The sequence below is a fragment of the Collinsella aerofaciens genome, assembly GCF_005845035.1.
Lineage (GTDB): Bacteria > Actinomycetota > Coriobacteriia > Coriobacteriales > Coriobacteriaceae > Collinsella > Collinsella aerofaciens_I.
The window spans coordinates 111,100-127,789 of the sequence record NZ_SPFO01000003.1 but is presented as its reverse complement, the minus strand read 5'-3'; the positions used below and the strand labels follow the sequence as shown (position 1 = coordinate 127,789).

Genomic DNA, 16,690 nt, shown 5'->3' with positions numbered 1-16,690 from the left:
CAAGCGGACATGGCTCAGTTGGTAGAGCACAACCTTGCCAAGGTTGGGGTCGCGGGTTCGAGCCCCGTTGTCCGCTCCATTGCATTTCCGGACCGTTTAGGCGGTCCTTTTTCGGCGAAGTGGCCAAGTGGTAAGGCAGAGGCCTGCAAAGCCTTTACCCCCGGTTCGAATCCGGGCTTCGCCTCCAGGCAACATCCGGGCGCTCCGGCGCCCGTTTTGTTTTACATATGCGGACATGGCTCAGTTGGTAGAGCACAACCTTGCCAAGGTTGGGGTCGCGGGTTCGAGCCCCGTTGTCCGCTCCAAGCACAACAGCCCGACTACTACGGTAGCCGGGCTTTTTCGTATCCATCGCCTGGGCTCGAACCCGAGAGGGGGCGAGTGTTTTGGGGCGTGGCTGTGGTGTTATTTGCCGCGAATGTTAGCTTTGAGCGTATCATCGTGGACATCTCGCAAAACCTCGTTGCAAGGGAGGCGCACCCCATGGCTACAGAAAAGTCCTCTTCTCGCTCATGGATGTCCGATGCCGCGATCTATCAGATCTACCCGCGCTCGTTTAAGGATTCGACTGGTTCGGGTCTGGGCGATATCGCGGGCATTACCCAGCAGATGGACTATCTTGAGCGGCTGGGTATCGAGGCCATCTGGCTGAGCCCGTTTTACCCATCGCCTCTTGTCGATGGTGGCTATGATGTGGCGGACTACTGCGATGTCGATCCACGTCTCGGCTCGCTTGACGACTTCGATGACATGATCGCTGCGGCTCACGCGTGCGGCATCAAGGTCATCGTCGACATCGTGCCTAACCATTCATCCAACCAGCACCCCTGGTTCAAAGCCGCTCTTGCCGCCGGCCCCGGATCGCCCGAGCGCGCCCGTTATATCTTTCGCGATGGTCGCGGCGAACATGGCGAGCTGCCTCCCACCAATTGGAATGCCAACTTTGGCGGCCCCGCCTGGACGCGTGTTGCGGACGGTCAGTGGTATCTGCACATGTTTACGCCCGAGCAGCCGGACTTTGACTGGTCGTGCCCCGAGGTTCATGCGTTCTTTTGCGACGTCCTGGCGTTTTGGAGCGATCGAGGCGTCGATGGCTTTCGCATTGATGTGGCGCACGGTCTCGCCAAGGATCTCGACCGCGATGACCTCGACCGGTGGCATCTTGCCGAGGGCGATGACATGGTTGACGACGGCACCCATCCGCTGTGGGACCGCAACGAGGTCCACGAGATCTATCGCGAGTGGCGTCGCGTGTTCGACCGCTATGATCCGCCGCGCAGCGCCGTTGCCGAGGCGTGGGTGCTGCCCGAGCGTCAGTATCTCTACGCGCGTCCCAGCGAGCTTGGTCAGACATTTAACTTTGAGTTCGCCAAGGCCACTTGGACCTATGATGACATGCACGCTGCAATCGAGGAGGGCTTGAAGGCGGCCATCGAATCCGATTCCGCCTCGACCTGGGTACTCTCCAACCACGACGTGCCGCGCGTGGCGACACGCTATGCCCTGCCGCAAATCAAGGCGACGCGCTACCACCAGATTGCGCTCGACTGGCTCTTACGCGACGGGTCGTCTTATGACGAGGACCGTGAACTCGGCGAGCGCCGCGCGCGGGCGGCCCTTTTGCTTGAGCTGGCGCTTCCGGGCTCGGCATACGTGTATCAGGGTGAGGAGCTCGGCCTTTTTGAGGTGGCTGACATCCCGTGGGCTGCACTCGAAGATCCTACTGCGACCAATACGCGCGGACCGAAGCGTGAGAAGGGGCGCGACGGCTGCCGTGTGCCCCTGCCGTGGGTGGCGGCGGACGATCCCGCGCAGGGCGGATCGTTTGGGTTTTCGCTGGCGGACGCCGATGCGGCGCCCCATCTGCCGCAACCTGCATGGTTTTCCGATTATGCTGCCGATAGGGAAGAAGCGGACCCGACATCGATGCTTGCGCTCTATCGTGACGCCCTCTGGCTGCGGCGCAAGCTGCGCGGGTGCGCCAACGATCTTGCGTGGCTCGATCTTGACGGGCGCACCGGTCTTGCGGATGGTGCCGAGGGCGCTGAGGGCGGCGTCATCGCCTATCGCCGCGACAACGGCTGGGCGTGTGTGACGAACTTCGGTGCAACACCCGTGGAGCTGCCGGCGGGCAGGGTCCTGCTCACCTCATCACCGCTTGCAGACGGCAGGCTCGCGCAGGACAGCTCCGCCTGGATCATGCTCGGTGAGATATAGGAGCCTCTTGCGGCGAGTTTGCGTTTGTCTGCGCCTTCCGTGGCGGCTGATGTCTTCGCGAGGTTCGCGAGGGCGTCGCAAAACTTTTCAAAAAAAGTTCTTGCATAGGATGCGGGTATCACGTAAGATTAATCCTCGTAAGCGGACATGGCTCAGTTGGTAGAGCACAACCTTGCCAAGGTTGGGGTCGCGGGTTCGAGCCCCGTTGTCCGCTCCATTTGGGCGTTTAGCTCAGGGGGAGAGCGCTTCCCTGACACGGAAGAGGTCAGAAGTTCAAATCTTCTAACGCCCACCAAATGTTCGCAGCCCAGAGGCTTTGCCTCTGGGCTGTTTTGTTTTACGTCGCCAAATCGCCGGCAAAAGGTATCTCGATTCAGGAAAGAGCGGTTCTAAGCGTCTGTTTAGCCTTGTCATCTCAATCGAGTGGGGGTTGACCATTTTGAACATAACCGTGCATCTCGTTGACGTTTCTGCGATCGATCCCGGCGAGACCGTTGATATGGCATTAATCGCGGGACGCTATGCCTTACGTGCTTCCAACGGTGATCTCCCAATTGCGTCTCGGAGGGAAGCTGCAGGCGTGGGTCTGCTGCTTCGCGACGCCCTGGGTGTCTTCGACGACACCCAGCTTGCGCGTTCTGCTTTCGGCAAGATCGAGCTTGCGGATGGGGAGGCACCTTCTATTTCCATTTCACATGGCGGAAGCGTGGCCGTCCTCGCTGTTTCCGATGTTGCTCGGTCGGTCGGAGGACCTATTGGCGTGGATATCGAGGCGATCGATGAGATTGCTCCCGTTGCGGTTGGGCGTATGGCAAACGACGACGAGCGCGCGTGGATTAACGCTGCCCCCAATTTGCAAGAACGCAATCTTCGCATGAGTCAGACGTGGACGCGCATCGAGGCCATCCTCAAGGCTGAAGGCGTCGGGTTTTCGATTGACCCTCGCAAAGATGGCATGCCCGGCGGATGGAATACTTCGTCGATGACATACGGTCGCTGCGTCATCTCTTGTGCGGCACGCTCTATACCTCGTATCGTCGTCAAGGAGCATGCCTTTCGGGTAGCATAGGAGCCAATCGCCAATAGGGGAGGCCGCCATGTCACTGAACGCTCAAAACGATATTGCTTCACGGATCGAGGATGCCGTCTTTGAACTTATGGCGACAACTCCGGTGCAGTCGATTAAGGTGGCCGAGGTACTTCGCCTTGCCCATACATCCAAATCGACGTTCTATCGCTGTTATCGCTCTGTCGATGATGTGGTTAAACGTTTTGAAGATGAGCTGCTCCAGAATATGCAGGACATCAATGATGTTGCGTTGGAGGCTCGTTTTGGCGATGCGCAGCTGGACCCTACGCCCACGATGATCAAGCGCATGGAGATCCTCAAGGCTAATCGCTCGAAAGTTTTGGCACTTAACAGCGATAACGGCGATCCCGTGTTTGCTCACAAGGCAACGATCTTTATGCATGACTATTTTCGCAATCGGCTTCGCTCGACTTTTTCCGATGAAACGGACCTCGATCTGTATCTAGCATTTGCGCTTGCGGGCCACCATAACCTCATTCAGTATTGGCTCGAGGCCCGGCCCGACCTTGAGGCGCGCACCGTTGCCGCCGCCCTCAATCGCATGTTCTACGCACCGCTCTTTGTCGACGATGCATCGCGCCACTGGCACCCACGCATCCCCGATTTTGAAAAGCCGCTCGGGTGAACGGCTGATTTTTAGGGATGAACGGTTGCAAGGTTTGCGGATTCAGAGCAATCCGGCCCTATGAATCGATTTAAGTATGGCCATTTATCTGCTATTTGGAACGCCTAGCCCCGATGTGCCCCATATGATGGGACACATCGGGGCTTTTTGTCTCACGTGTCTCGTTTAACCCCTCATAAACTAAAGCTACGTTCAAAAGAACCACTGCAGTAGTTCAACGTGTGACGGCACAGAAAAGCCGCGAGCGCTCTCTCACCTTCGCTCGCGGCCGGACTGCGCCATCACTCCGTACACCTTCACATGATTAGGATGTGATATTCAGTGGTTACGCTCGGAAAGAACATGCGCAGCGTCTCGATTGTAGGCGTGGGCTGCACCCCGTTCAAGGATTTTGAGGAGCATCCCGAGACCCAGGGTATTGGCGAGGGCGAGGCGTTTGGCTATGCGGCCCTCGAGGCAATTGCCGATGCCGGTCTTGAGCCCCGCGATATCGACTTTTTCTATCACGGCAGCGCCAATCCGTATCTCGTTGGCGATTGCATTACCCCCAACATGCAGGTTGCCGATTGGTTTGGCGTTCGTGCCAAGGGCTCCGTCCATCATTCCGAGGCTTGCTGCACGGGCTACGTCGCCCTTGAGCAGGCCGTGATGGCAGTCGCCTCCGGTGCCTACGATGTTGTCCTTACGGGTGCCTGCGATTTGGCTTCGACGCTTCCCGTTGAGCATATGCCCTCCCATATTCGTCAGGACTTTACGCTCGACGTTATGATTCCCTCGCTCGATAAGATCTATGACCGCGCTTATGGTCGTCCACTCGACGGCGCGTTTGGCGTGTCGTTCGACAACTGGATCAACGAGTATTCGATGCAGTACGACCTTACTGCCGAACAGATTGATGACGCCCTGAACGGCCTTACCAAGAGCCTTCGCCGCGGTGCCGTCCTGAATCCCCTTGCCTGGTACGAGACCACGGTCGAGGAGGATGCGAAGGCAGCCGGTTTCGATACCGCCGACGAGTATCTCAAGAGCATGTACAACCCGCGCGTCACGCAGTACCTGCGCGTTACCGGCTTTGAGAAGAAATGCGACGGTGCCGCAGCTGTTGTCGTGATGCCCACGGAGAAGGCCAAGGCCATGGGTGTCCCGTATGCACCTATCGAGGTTCTGGGCACGGGGGCCTCTGCCGTCGAAGCCGGCCTGCTTCACAACGAGCATTGGGCTACCGAGCTTGCCGCCAAGCAGGTCTACGACCTTACCGGCGTGAGCCCCGACGAGATCGACCTGTTCATGTGCAATGACTTCTTCCTGGCTTCCGAGATCGTCTCGGCTGAGGAGTGCGGCTATATTCCGCGCGGCGAGGCTTGGAAGTACGCGATCGATGGCCGCACCGCTTTTGACGGCGATAAGCCCATCAACCCGCACGGTGGCCGCTGCAACTTTGGTCACGCACATGGCGCATCGGGCATCGCCGATATCGTCGAGGCCGTTAAGCAAATGCGCGGCGTCGCCGGTGCCACCCAGATGAAGAAGGTTCCCGAGACGGCGTTCCTGCGCGGTTTTGGCGGTTCTCAGAACGTGCGCTGCCAGATCCTTCGTACCGTCGCCTAAGCGACCGCGGTTTTCGATTTCCCATAAGGAGTATTCTCATGCAACTCAAAGATATGGAGCCCGTGGTCAAGAAGTTCTACACGGGTCTTGAAGAGGGCATCTATTGGGCACGCCAGTGCCCCGAGTGCGGAGCCGTTGAGTTTCCGCCCCACCTTGCCTGCAATGCCTGCGGCTACCACAAGACCGACTGGGTCCAGGTTTCCGGTCACGGCCACCTGATCGATTTTACCCTGCCTGGTCCGCAGAATGACAAGCCCTACCTCAAGGAGTTTGGCAAGTACGCCTACGGCGCTGTCGATATCGACGAAGGTTCTCAGTATACCTACGTCATCTACGGCATTACCAAGAAGAAGGCCCCCGAGATCCGCGCCAAGCTCATGGCGGGCGAGACCGTTGGCATCCATGCCAAGGTCATCGACCGACCGGGCTACAAAGAGCTCACGTTCGAGCTTGACGACTAGGCTTTCACCCCTTTTAACAATTCGATTCCTCTCTTAGGCCACGGCGGGATACCTGTCTCCTGCCCGCCGCGGCCGTCCCTCTTTTTAATCAGAAAGGCACCATCATGAACGAAGAACTCACTCAGCAGATCTGCGATTTCGCCAAGTCCGCTTACAACTATGACGGCGATGTGACCCCCGAGACGACGTTTGAGACCCTGGGCAAGGGCTCGATGAAGATGATCGCTCTGACCTCCATGATCGAGAACGAGCTCGATGCCGAGGTTCCCGTTCGCGAGGTCATGGTCATGAAGACCATCGGCGAGCTTATCGAGCGCACTGCCGAAGAGATGGAGTAACTGCCATGGACCTGATGCAGACCCTGCGCGAGCAGGCTGCCGCCAAGCCTATGCGCGTTGCTTTTCCCGAGGGCGAAAACGAGACCATGATGCAGGCGGTCGCAAAGATCGCCGCCGAGCATCTTGCCGAATGTGTGCTGGTCGGAGACGGCGCTAAGCTCAAGGAGCTTGCCGATGAGCGCGGCATCTCCCTTGACGGCATCGAGATTGTCGATGTGACCGACGAGGGGGCGAACGCCGCTTGTTGCGAGCGCTACCTTTCGCATCCGGATTGCAAGTTTAAGCCCAAGGGCGCTGCGCGCCGTATGACGCGTCCGCTTGAGCGCGCCCTGATTTTGCAGGTGCTCGGCGATGTCGACGTTATGTTCGCCGGTATCGATAACGCTACGGGCGATATCATCCTGGCGGGTCAGACCATCGTCGGTCTTGCTGACGGGGTGGACACTGTGAGCTCGTGCGGTATCGCCGACATTCCCAACTGGAACGGCGGCGAAGGTGGCCTTTTGGCTTTTGGCGATTCTGCCGTTTGCGTTGACCCCACGAGCGAGGAGCTTGCCTCGATCGCGATTTCGTCGAGTGAAACGGTGCGCTCGCTGACCGGATGGGATATCCGTTGCGCGCTGCTTTCGCATTCGACTGACGGTTCGATGGATAACGAACTCGTCGATAAGGTACGTCGTGCTCGCGAGATTGCCAACGATCGCCGTCCCGACCTTGCCATCGACGGTGAGTTCCAGTTTGATTCGGCGATTAACCCCAAGGTCGCGGCCAAGAAGGTGCATCGTGAGTCTGCTGTTGCGGGCCAAGCCAACGTGGTCATCTGGCCCGATATCAACGTGGGCAATATCGGCGTCAAGATCATCCAGAATCTGACCGGCGCCAATGCTTACGGTCCCATGCTTCAGGGCTTCAAGAAGATCGTGTGCGATTGCTCGCGCTCTGCGCCCGTCGATGAGATCGTCGGCAACGTGGTGATGAGCTGCGTGCGCGCTCAGGCGCTTAAGGAGGCTTAAGGTATGTCCGATAAAAAGACTCCCCGGCGCATCCTGGTAATCAACCCGGGTTCCACTTCCACGAAGGTGGGCGTTTTTGAGGGCGATGAGTGCAAGCTCAGTAAGAACGTTGCGCACGATGCGAAGGACCTTGCCCAGTTCGACGGGGTTTCGGCTCAGATGCCGTATCGCTGCGATCTGATTCTTGGAGCACTGGAGGAGGCGGGCCTGAAGCTCGAGGACTTTGATGCATTTGTCGGTCGTGGCGGCGGCTTGCTTTCGCTGCCCGGCGGCACGTATGCCATCAATGAGGTCATGCTCGAGCATGCTCGCGTTGGCGCAAATGGCATTCAACACCCGGCGCAGCTGGGACCCCAGATTGCCCATGAGTTTGCCTCAAAGACGGGAAAGCCCTCTTTTGTGGTGAATCCTCCCGATACCGACGAGCTGTGCGACCTCGCACGTATGACGGGCATTAAGGGCGTGTATCGAAACGTGCACCTGCACGCCCTTAATCTTAAAGAGACCGCCATCCGCCATGCGGCAAAGCTCGGTCGCCCCTATGATGAGTGCAACTTCATCGTTTGCCATATCGGCGGCGGCATCTCTATCTCGGCTCATCTTAAGGGCAAGATGGTGGACGGCAACGACATCGTTGGCGGCGAGGGTCCCATGGCGCCGACGCGCTGCGGATCGGTTCCCGCGATCGAGATTGCGAAGTATACGGCAGAGCATGGTCTCGACGTTGCCCGCGCCCATTGCATGAAGACCGGTGGCTTCGTTGACCTTTTGGGTACGTCCGATGCCATCGAGGTGTGCGATCGCGCCGCTGCGGGCGATAAGGCTGCGGCTCGCGCCTGGGATGCAATGGTCTACCAAATCTGCAAGTGGATTGGCGAGATGGCTTGCGTGCTGAAGGGCGACGTCGACGGCATCTTGCTCGGAGGCGGCATGGTCCACAGCAAGGAGCTCGTTGCCTCAATTGAGGAGTGCTGCTCTTGGATCGCCCCCGTATCGGCTTATCCCGGCGAGTTTGAACTCGAGGCAATGGCGTCTGGCGCCTGCCGCGTGCTCGATGGTGTCGAGGAAGCGCTCGTGTACAGCGGAGAGCCCGTGTTCACCGGATTCAACGACTGATAGTGCTGTGTTTGGGGCGGCCGATGATGACGTCCGGCCGCCCCGACCCTTTTTCTAAGTGTAAGGATGGATCATGGATAAAACCAAGATCAAGTACCTGGTGGGCATTTATGCTGCCGCCATGTGCATTATGGGCATGTTGGTGCCCGTCCCCATCGTGGCCTCTGTTGCGGCGGCATTTCCCAACGAAAACATCGCTGCCGTCCAGATGATCATCGGCATCATCCCGTTGATGATGGCACTGTCCGCCATGCTCGTCTCTTCACAGCTTGCCTCTCGCGTGTCCAAGAAGAAGACGACGCTTGTCGGTCACGTTATCGTGATGCTGGCAGGCGCCTCGGTGCTGGTGTTCCACGACTCGCTCGGCCAGGTCTTAGCGGCTTCTGCTGTCATGGGCCTTGGTCTCGGCGCCGTGCAGAATTCAACGGACGCTCTTATCGCGGATTACTTTGGCGGAAAGCAGCGCTCGTTTGTCATGGGCATCTACTCCACTTTTGTTGCACTTGGCGGCATTATCTGGACGATGGTTTCCGGCATCTTGGGTTCTGCCGAGTGGTTCCACAGCTATGCGGCGTACTTCATCATGATCGTGTTTATTGTCATTGAGGCTGTTTGCCTTCCCGAGGGTCATTTTGAGCCCAAGCGCAAGGTCAACGTGTTCGCCAATATGCCTAAAGAGGTCGCGATTATCACGCTCATGAGCTTTGTGTTCGTACTCACGTTCCAGCTCTTCAGCTCTAACGTCTCGCTGCTTGTTGTGGGTCGCGGCTTTGGCGGTACCGTGGAGGCCGGTCTTGCCTCTACTGTTATGACCGTTGCTGGTATTGCGGCTGGTCTTTTGGTCGGTCCGCTGTTTGCCAAGTTTAAGAACCTGGCCATGCCGATCGCGTGGGGCGTGACGCTCATTGGCCTGGGCCTGACGCTGATTGCGCCCGCCTTTATGGTGCTGTGCGTTGCGGGCTTTGTCGTCGCGCTGGGCAAGGAGACCTACGTGCCGCTGGAGGGCAATTTTGCCGCCGGCAACTCTGCCCCCGAGGGACGTGCGTTTAACCTCGCCATTGGCATGGCGGGCATCAACTTTGGCATGGCGCTGTCTCCCATTGTGTTTGAGGCCGTAACGTCGCCGTTTGGTGCAACGATTGACCAGAAGTTCATCGCCGGCATGATCGTCTGTGCGGCGTGTGTCGTCTTTGGCGCCATTAAGTATCGCAAGCTCACCCCGGCCCAGCTTGCCGAGGCCGAGAAGATGGCGGCCGGCGGCGAGGCAGAGTAGCCGTTCTAGTAGTTGCTTTGCCGTACATCATGTTTTATCGGGGCCGCCGACATATGCCGGCGGCCCTCTTTCTATCAATGACTTTGAAAGGCTTACGGCTATGAAGTTACCTGTCAGGCGCGTTATCGGTATTCTCAACGGCTTCTTTAACCCGCTATTGCTCTGCGCGTTTCTCCCCATCATCGAAGGGGCGCCTGGCTTGGATCTGACGAGCCCCACGGGCTTTTGGGGACAACTCATCGTGGCCACGGTAATCGCCGAGGTTCTGAGCGCACTTCCGATGTTTGGCAAAACGGTCGGTATGTGCCTGAACTTTTTTGGTTTTGAGCAGGGGAGTACATCGCACAAGATCGCCGGTACGGTCATCGGTGCCACGCTCCTTTTTATGGTGATCGTTTTTGGCGAGATTGCCTTCCGGGGAGGATTCGGAACGATTGAAGGCCGTACGTTCTTCGCGCGTTGGGCAGGCCTTGTCACAAAGGGGTGGGCTTTTGTGGTTATCGCCGGCGTGCTGCTCGATCCCTTTACAGCGGCTCTCGGCCGCATGATAGCTCGCGAAGAGAAGTAATAGCTCCTCGCCTATCGAATGCCGGCGGACGGGGCGCCGGGGCTGTAGTCTTCCGAGCGTTTACAGTCCTGTCGCTCCGTCCGCCGGCATTCGACCGCAACATGTTGGTCAAGCATAATCTTTTGGATTCTTTTGGCGTGAGCGGCTTGGTTTTGGTAGGATTTGTCAGCGGCTTGACTAAGGGGGTTTATAACTGCCATGCAGGTAGCCGTGTTGGTAACGTTTTGCCGACTTGCCAAGAACCCCTCATAATTAATGCGTCTGCAAAATGACTAATTGCTTTGACCTGCTGAAACACTATATGTTGTGTTTGACCTAAAAAAAGAATACAGGATATAGATGCCTCTTTGTCGTATGATAGATGGCGGACAGAGAACGAGGACCTTATTCGCCCCATTTGGATGGATCTTCGAGCCCCTTGATTGGCTGCGAGGATTGTCCGCATGAGGGCCTATGGTTTTCGAAAACACAGATTGCGCGACGGCGCCGCAAGACAGGGGCAAGCCCTGCCGGGCATCGTTTGGCTCTGAAGCGCAATACGATTTCGACGCGAAAGAGGCAAGAGGATGAAGATCATCAAGCGCAGCGGCACCGAGGTTGTCTTTGACATCGATAAGATTGTCAATGCCATCCGCGCCGCAAACTTGGAGGTCGAGGAGAGCTCTCGTCTTACCGACCGCCAGGTGGTTTACGCGGCACAAAACGTCGCCGAGGCATGCGAGAACGCGGGCCACACCGTGTCGGTCGAGGAGATTCAGGATCTGGTCGAGGACGAGATTATGCGTCTCGACTGCTACGAGGTCGCTCGCCATTACATCATCTATCGCTATGTTCAGAGCCTGAAGCGCCAGAAGAACACGACCGACGACAAGATTCTGTCGCTGATTGAGTGCAACAACGAAGAGGTCAAGCAGGAGAACTCCAACAAGAACCCGACCGTCAATTCCGTTCAGCGTGACTACATGGCCGGCGAGATCTCCAAGGACCTGACCCAGCGTGTGCTGCTGCCCCAGGAGATTGTGGATGCTCACAATGAGGGTCTGATTCACTTCCATGATTCGGACTACTTTGCCCAGCACATGCATAACTGCGACCTGGTGAACCTGGAGGATATGCTCCAGAACGGTACTGTTATTTCGGGCACGCTGATCGAGAAGCCGCACAGCTTCTCGACTGCCTGCAACATCGCGACGCAGATCATCGCTCAGGTTGCTTCCTCCCAGTACGGTGGCCAGTCGATTTCGCTGACCCATCTTGCCCCGTTCGTCGAGGTGAGCCGTCAAAAGATTCGCGGCGAGGTCGCCCGCGAGCTCGAGGAGCTCGGCGTTTCCGCATCTCCCGAAAAGGTCCGCGAGGTTGTTGAGGACCGCCTGCGTGACGAGATCCGTCGCGGCGTTCAGACGATTCAGTATCAGGTCGTGACCCTTATGACCACGAATGGCCAGGCGCCGTTCGTGACGGTCTTTATGTATCTCAATGAGGCCCGTACGCCCCAGGAGAAGCATGACCTTGCCATGATTGTGGAGGAGACGCTTCGTCAGCGCTATGAGGGCGTTAAGAACGAAGCCGGCGTGTGGATCACCCCGGCGTTCCCCAAGCTCATCTACGTGCTCGAGGACGATAACGTTCACGAGGATTCCCCGTACTTCTACCTGACTCAGCTGGCTGCGAAGTGCACCGCCAAGCGCATGGTGCCCGACTACATCTCCGAGAAGAAGATGCGCGAGCTCAAGCTGTCGAAGGGCGAGACCGCGGGCAACGGCGACTGCTATACCTGCATGGGTTGTCGCAGCTTCCTGACGCCCGACCGCTCCGGTAACGGATTTAACAACGTGGCCAACGCGCTGAACTATGACCCGAACAAGCCCAAGTACTACGGTCGCTTTAACCAGGGCGTTGTGACCATCAACCTGCCCGATGTCGCGCTGAGCTCGCATCAGGACATGGACAAGTTCTGGAAGATCTTCGACGAGCGCCTTGAGCTGTGCCACCGCGCCCTGCTGTGCCGTCATGAGCGTCTGATGGGTACGCTTTCGGATGCCGCACCGATTCTTTGGCAGTACGGTGCCCTGGCTCGCCTTAAGAAGGGCGAGACGATCGACAAGTTGCTCGTGGGCGGTTACTCCACCATTAGTCTGGGTTATGCCGGCCTGTATGAGTGCGTTAAGTACATGACGGGCCACAGCCACACCGAGAAGGAGGGTACGCCCTTTGCCATGGCCGTCATGCAGCGCATGAACGACAAGTGCGCGGAGTGGAAGGCCGAAAGCGATATTGACTTCTCGCTGTACGGTACCCCGCTTGAGTCGACGACCTACAAGTTCGCCAAGTGCCTGCAGCGTCGTTTTGGCATCATCCCGGGCGTGACGGACAAGGGCTACATCACCAACAGCTACCACGTCCACGTGTCCGAGGAGATCGACGCATTCGACAAGCTCAAGTTCGAGGGTATGTTCCAGCAGCTTTCGCCGGGCGGTGCTATCTCCTACGTTGAGGTCCCCAACATGCAGGACAACCTCAAGGCTGTCATTCGCGTGATGCAGTACATCTACGACAACATCATGTACGCCGAGCTCAACACCAAGAGCGACTACTGCCAGGTGTGCGGTTACGACGGCGAGATCAAGATTGTCGAGGATGACGGCAAGCTGGTGTGGGAGTGCCCCAATTGCGGCAATCGTGACCAGGAGAAGATGAATGTCGCTCGTCGTACGTGCGGCTACATCGGTACCCAGTTCTGGAACCAGGGCCGAACCGAGGAGATCCGCGACCGCGTGCTGCATCTCTAATACCGCTCCGGGGCTGATCCGAGAGGGCCGCTTGGGCATTTGCTCGCTATTTCGGACAGTCCTGCGCAAGACGAAGGCCACATTAAGTGGCCTTCTTTGCGTGCGGAACTCATATCGAGCAAAAGCCCAAGCGGCCCTCTCGGTTCAGCCAAGTTGACGTAGCTGAGATGCAGCTCGTGGTCTGCTCACTCCTCGAAGTTCTTAGCGGAAATGAGTTGACTTGCAACAACGCTTTGCTTGCGAAGTCGGTTGAGCTGCAACTCAGTATTTATTAGACCTCGAACCCTATACTCGATGTTCGCTTTGTTCACCGAGCATCGCTCGCGAGGGGTCTGGAGTATATCGTCCCGCCCGCAGTTCTGCAGCGAGCGCAGCGAGCGAAGCTGTTTGAGGACGGGATGATATACTCCAGACCCCCAGAAAGGTTGCCTATGAACTACGCGAACATTAAGTATTTCGACATTGCTGATGGGGAAGGCGTTCGTACTTCTCTGTTTGTGAGCGGGTGCCGTCGTGGGTGCAAGAATTGCTTTAACTCTGTCGCGTGGGACTTTGCTGCGGGCGAGCCGTTCGATCGCGCCGTCGAGGATAAGATTATCGAGAGTCTTGACCATCCCTTTATCGATGGCCTGACGATTCTGGGCGGCGAGCCCATGGAGCCCGAGAATCAGGCGGGGCTTGTTGACTTTATCGAACGCGTGCGTGCGGCCTATCCTGCGGGGTCGGGCAAGACCATTTGGTGCTTTACCGGCGACGTGCTCGAGGAGCTTATGCCGGGTGGTCGCCACCACACCGAGGTGACGGACCGTATCCTTGCCTGCCTCGATATGTTGGTGGATGGCCCGTTTGTTCAGGATCTGTACGATATCTCATTGCGCTTTAGGGGCTCGAGTAACCAGCGTGTGATCGATATGAACGCTACGCGCGACCGTGCTGAGCGCGAGGGCGTTGCGCTTTGTGATGCGGTTGAACTTTGGCGTGATGATCCGGTCTATTCGACCCATACTATGTAGCTTGTGGTCGATGCCAAAGGGCGTGGTACCATAGCGCGAACGTGAAATCGGAAAAGTGAGGCCCAGATGGTCGATCAGGAAAAAGTCGAGGCCGCCATTAAGCTGTTGCTTGAGGGCATAGGCGAGGACCCAACTCGTGAGGGCCTGCTGGAGACCCCGGCGCGCGTTGCCCGTATGTATGGCGAGATCGCCGGCGGTATGGAGCAGAGTGCCGAGGAGCACCTGTCCAAAACCTTTGCCGTCGCTTCGAACGATTTGGTTATCGAGCGCGACATCACGTTTTACTCGCTGTGCGAGCATCATCTGCTGCCGTTTTATGGCAAGGCTGCGATCGGCTATATCCCTAACGGTCGCGTGGCGGGTCTGTCTAAGCTCGCTCGCACGGTTGAAGTCTATGCCCGTCGTCTGCAGCTGCAGGAGCAGCTGTGTGCGCAGGTTGCCGACGCCCTCATGGATTATCTCGCTCCCCAGGGAGCGATTGTGCTCATGGAGGCTGAGCATATGTGCATGACCATGCGCGGCGTGCAAAAGCCCGGCACCAAGACCGTGACGCTCGCTCGCCGCGGCGTCTTTGAGACCGATCCCGCGCTCGAGGAGCGGTTCTTTAGGATGCTGGGCCGTTAGCATGAGGGTCGTCAACGACTTTACATCGAAGACCGATGAGGGGACGTCGCGTCGCGGCTTTATGGCTTCGGGCCTGACTCCCTTTGGTGCCATGCCTCGCATTGATTACATTTGTGCCAACGGGCTGTTCCGTCGGCACCTGGGCAACATTGCACAGTTGGAATCGGGGCGCATCTTCTGCCGCCACGGTATTGACCATCTTCTCGATGTCGCTCGCATTATGTGGATCAAGAATCTCGAGGAACAGCTCGAATTTGACCGCGAGGTCATCTACGCCACGGCACTTCTTCACGATATCGGCAAAGATGAACAGTATGAATCGGGTATATCCCATGATGTTGCAAGCGAACGCGTCGCTGATGCGATCCTCGGCGGCATGTCCGATGATGTGGCGTTTGAGCCGGCCGATGCCGCAGCCATTAAGACGGCCATTCTGGGCCATCGAAAGCTGCGCGTGAACAGCCAACCGCTTGAGCGTCTGCTCTATGCAGCCGACAAAGCGTCGCGCGCCTGCTTTGCATGCCCCGCGCGCAATGCTTGCAACTGGAGCGATGATAAAAAGAACCTGTCGATTCGCGTGTAGTTAGTTGTGCGGTCGGGGTTCTAAACGAAGGAGACGATCGCGATGAGTAACAAGAAACTGCCCGAGAATGCAACCAAGACTGAAGGCGCCGAGCTCGCCCGCCGTGGAAGGGGCGAAATATCCACTGCAACGGCGGTGCCCCACGTGAGCTATGACGATCTTCGCCATGCCGATCGCATTACTATCGACGGTCTCGAGGTCTTTGCCAACCACGGCGTGTATCCCGAAGAGAACGCGCTGGGCCAGAAATTCATCGTGTCCTTGGTGCTCTATGCCGACTTGCGTGCAGCGGGAGAGCACGATGACTTGGACGCCTCGATTGACTATGGCTCGGTGTGCCACGATGTCGATGGCTATCTGCGCGAGCATACGTTTAAGCTCATCGAGGCTGCAGCCGAGGGTGTGGCCCAGATGCTGCTACGTCGTTACCCCCTGCTGCTTGGCGTGCGCGTTAAGCTCGATAAGCCTTGGGCGCCCGTCGGTCTTCCCCTGGCAAGCTGCGGTGTCGAGATCGAGCGCGTGCGCTAACCGGTTCTAATACATCTCTATGGGTGGCTGCTTGAGCCGTTGCGACAGCGCTCTATTGTTGGGGCAGTACGCGTCGAGCAGGGCGTGGAACCGATGATTGTGGCTTGGCTCGAGCAAGTGGACGAGCTCGTGGGCGACAACCATGTCGAGGCATTCGATGGGATAGGCGGCAAGTTCGCGTGCGATGCGAATGGCTCCGGTCTTGGGCGTGCATGATCCCCAGCGCGTTTTCATGCCGCGCACGGAAACGCGGGATACGGCGACACCCATTGCGATTTCGTATGCGTGCACCATATCACGCAGCGCCGATGTGACTTCGGACGTATAGAGCTGGTCGATATGGACTTGGAGTTCGTTAGGCGTTAGGCCGTCGAGGATTGCGCACCGCTTGGCCTGTGGGCCTTCGTCCGATTCGTCGGTACCCATAAAACTTGCGAAGGTAGCCTGCTTGGGCCGCGGCGCGGGGGGTTCAAAGTTGTGGTCGAGTGCATCCTGAACGGTGATGGGTTTGCCCCAAAGCGCAATGATGGACGAGGGACTGAGCGGCTCTCGCGTCGTCGCCTGACGTTGCTCGCGTTGGGCAAGTCGGCTGATAATCCAGGCGCTGTTGCGCTTTACAAACGCTTCGATACGCTCGCGGCTGGCGCCGAGCGGTGCGCTGGCGTGGACCTCGCCGCTCGATGTGACGCGTAGGTTGAAGTTCTTGACGCGCTTTTTGGTAACGACGACGGGGATGGGCGTCCCATCCGGTCGGGATACGGAAATCGTAAACTGCTGCGTCAAAAGCGGTCCTTCAGATTGGGGACGGGCCGGCATGTCGACCGTTCGGCATGCCGGCCCGCTC

The 16,690-nt window shown here is 57.9% G+C and carries 16 protein-coding genes and 5 tRNA genes; 20 read left to right on the top strand and 1 reads right to left on the bottom strand.

The genetic code is table 11. The annotated features are described in order from the left end of the window. The first annotated feature begins 3 nt into the window (after window positions 1-3). The 20 genes from FGQ67_RS02555 (at window position 4) to folB (ending at window position 15,846) form a co-directional block, all read left to right on the top strand. Window positions 4-79, top strand: a tRNA-Gly gene (locus FGQ67_RS02555). Between the two features lie 34 nt (window positions 80-113). Next, window positions 114-187 (top strand) — tRNA-Cys (locus tag FGQ67_RS02550). 42 nt (window positions 188-229) lie between these two features. Then, window positions 230-305 (top strand) — tRNA-Gly (locus tag FGQ67_RS02545). A gap of 178 nt (window positions 306-483) precedes the next feature. Next, complete coding sequence (locus FGQ67_RS02540; protein WP_138339836.1) at window positions 484-2,217, top strand: glycoside hydrolase family 13 protein; 1,734 nt, start codon at window positions 484-486, stop codon at window positions 2,215-2,217. Between the two features lie 141 nt (window positions 2,218-2,358). Then, window positions 2,359-2,434 (top strand) — tRNA-Gly (locus FGQ67_RS02535). Between the two features lie 3 nt (window positions 2,435-2,437). After that, window positions 2,438-2,512 (top strand) — tRNA-Val (locus FGQ67_RS02530). 285 nt (window positions 2,513-2,797) lie between these two features. Then, entirely contained in the window at window positions 2,798-3,286 is a 489-nt protein-coding gene (locus FGQ67_RS02525; protein ID WP_171025150.1) for a 4'-phosphopantetheinyl transferase family protein, read from the top strand. Window positions 3,287-3,314: 28 nt separating this feature from the next. Beyond that, on the top strand, window positions 3,315-3,932 hold the full coding sequence (locus tag FGQ67_RS02520) for a TetR/AcrR family transcriptional regulator C-terminal domain-containing protein (protein ID WP_128620091.1): 618 nt from the start codon (window positions 3,315-3,317) through the stop codon (window positions 3,930-3,932). A 321-nt stretch (window positions 3,933-4,253) separates the two neighbouring features. Then, window positions 4,254-5,540, top strand: coding sequence for a thiolase family protein (locus FGQ67_RS02515; RefSeq protein WP_249934364.1), 1,287 nt, complete (start codon window positions 4,254-4,256; stop codon window positions 5,538-5,540). A gap of 38 nt (window positions 5,541-5,578) precedes the next feature. Further along, the gene (locus tag FGQ67_RS02510) at window positions 5,579-6,001 is read left to right on the top strand and encodes a Zn-ribbon domain-containing OB-fold protein (protein WP_138339834.1); all 423 of its coding nucleotides are present in this window, start codon (window positions 5,579-5,581) and stop codon (window positions 5,999-6,001) included. Window positions 6,002-6,105: 104 nt separating this feature from the next. Then, complete coding sequence (locus FGQ67_RS02505) at window positions 6,106-6,339, top strand: acyl carrier protein (protein WP_055251381.1); 234 nt, start codon at window positions 6,106-6,108, stop codon at window positions 6,337-6,339. A gap of 5 nt (window positions 6,340-6,344) precedes the next feature. After that, window positions 6,345-7,352 (top strand): phosphate acyltransferase, encoded by a 1,008-nt coding sequence (locus FGQ67_RS02500; RefSeq protein WP_138339833.1) that lies wholly within the window; start codon window positions 6,345-6,347, stop codon window positions 7,350-7,352. A 3-nt stretch (window positions 7,353-7,355) separates the two neighbouring features. Next, entirely contained in the window at window positions 7,356-8,468 is a 1,113-nt protein-coding gene (gene buk / locus FGQ67_RS02495) for a butyrate kinase (RefSeq protein WP_138339832.1), read from the top strand. Window positions 8,469-8,541: 73 nt separating this feature from the next. Next, a complete protein-coding gene (locus tag FGQ67_RS02490; protein ID WP_138339831.1) occupies window positions 8,542-9,741 on the top strand; it encodes an MFS transporter in 1,200 nt (399 codons plus the stop codon). Window positions 9,742-9,841: 100 nt separating this feature from the next. Further along, window positions 9,842-10,309 carry a hypothetical protein gene (locus FGQ67_RS02485; RefSeq protein WP_138339830.1) on the top strand — a complete coding sequence of 156 codons (468 nt, stop codon included), beginning with the start codon at window positions 9,842-9,844 and terminating at the stop codon, window positions 10,307-10,309. A 566-nt stretch (window positions 10,310-10,875) separates the two neighbouring features. Next, a complete protein-coding gene (nrdD, locus tag FGQ67_RS02480) occupies window positions 10,876-13,098 on the top strand; it encodes an anaerobic ribonucleoside-triphosphate reductase (RefSeq protein ID WP_055309732.1) in 2,223 nt (740 codons plus the stop codon). A gap of 431 nt (window positions 13,099-13,529) precedes the next feature. Continuing rightward, window positions 13,530-14,111, top strand: a complete 582-nt coding sequence (nrdG, locus tag FGQ67_RS02475) for an anaerobic ribonucleoside-triphosphate reductase activating protein (protein ID WP_138339829.1) — start codon at window positions 13,530-13,532, stop codon at window positions 14,109-14,111. A gap of 66 nt (window positions 14,112-14,177) precedes the next feature. Further along, window positions 14,178-14,735, top strand: coding sequence for a GTP cyclohydrolase I FolE (gene folE / locus FGQ67_RS02470; protein WP_117583879.1), 558 nt, complete (start codon window positions 14,178-14,180; stop codon window positions 14,733-14,735). A 1-nt stretch (window position 14,736) separates the two neighbouring features. Next, window positions 14,737-15,318 carry an HD domain-containing protein gene (locus FGQ67_RS02465; protein WP_171025149.1) on the top strand — a complete coding sequence of 194 codons (582 nt, stop codon included), beginning with the start codon at window positions 14,737-14,739 and terminating at the stop codon, window positions 15,316-15,318. A gap of 42 nt (window positions 15,319-15,360) precedes the next feature. Next, window positions 15,361-15,846 carry a dihydroneopterin aldolase gene (folB, locus tag FGQ67_RS02460; protein WP_138339828.1) on the top strand — a complete coding sequence of 162 codons (486 nt, stop codon included), beginning with the start codon at window positions 15,361-15,363 and terminating at the stop codon, window positions 15,844-15,846. A gap of 6 nt (window positions 15,847-15,852) precedes the next feature. On the opposite strand, the gene FGQ67_RS02455 is transcribed toward folB, so the two are convergent. Then, a complete protein-coding gene (locus tag FGQ67_RS02455; protein ID WP_171025148.1) occupies window positions 15,853-16,629 on the bottom strand; it encodes a M48 family metallopeptidase in 777 nt (258 codons plus the stop codon). Window positions 16,630-16,690 lie beyond the last annotated feature (61 nt).